Source organism: Ralstonia sp. RL (assembly GCF_001683835.1).
Classification (GTDB): domain Bacteria; phylum Pseudomonadota; class Gammaproteobacteria; order Burkholderiales; family Burkholderiaceae; genus Ralstonia; species Ralstonia mannitolilytica.
In genome coordinates, this window is sequence record NZ_LWRX01000165.1 from 1 (window position 1) to 718 (window position 718).

Here is a 718-nt window from a genome sequence, read left to right on the forward strand (position 1 = left end):
GCCATCGCCGCAGCCCAGTACAAGGCATCTCGTGCGTTGGTGTTTCTGTCCGCAGTGGATGAGCAGACCGCCGCCGTGCTGCAGGACAAAGGCTGGCAGGTGCTCGATTTTTCGGACGCTTCACACTGGCCACAACAGTTCGTCGCACACGCCGATGTATTCGGCCCCAAGGAATAAAGGTACATGACAGCCCTTGAACACGACTTTCTGCCCGGCAGCCTGGTGCGCGCCCGAGGCCGCGAATGGGTGGTGCAAAACGACTCCCGCCGCGACTGGCTGCGCCTGCGTCCATTGAGCGGCGCCGAGGACGAAAGCATCGCCCTGATCCCAGAGTTGGAACTCCATCCCGTCGAACCAGCCTCCTTCGAATGGCCCGATCCCGCGCACGCCGGCAACCACGCCGCTGCGTTGTTGCTGCGCGATGCCTTGCGGCTGACACTGCGCTCCGGCGCCGGCCCATTCCGCTCCTTTGGCAATATCGCCGTGGAGCCGCGTGGCTATCAGCTGGTGCCCCTGCTGATGGCGCTGCGCCTGTCTACGGTGCGCCTGCTGATCGCTGATGACGTCGGCATCGGCAAGACCATCGAAGCCGGCCTGATCGCACGTGAGCTCATGGACCGTGGCGAAATCGCCCGCCTGGCCATCCTCTGCCCGCCACATCTGGTCGAGCAATGGCAAAGTGAGCTGGAAACGTCGGGTCATCGATCAGCTTAAGGAC

General features: G+C 63.5%; 1 protein-coding gene. It reads left to right on the forward strand.

What is annotated here, in order from left to right; genetic code table 11:
- The first annotated feature begins 183 nt into the window (after window positions 1-183).
- Window positions 184-714: an SNF2-related protein gene (locus A6M56_RS15540; protein WP_286758238.1), complete on the forward strand. Its 531-nt coding sequence runs from the start codon at window positions 184-186 to the stop codon at window positions 712-714.
- Window positions 715-718: the final 4 nt, after the last annotated feature.

Bases quoted from the DNA above. Each gene is read 5' to 3' on its own strand.
- A6M56_RS15540 (WP_286758238.1), top strand. From the start codon at position 184: ATGACAGCCCTTGAACACGACTTTCTGCCCGGCAGCCTGGTGCGCGCC.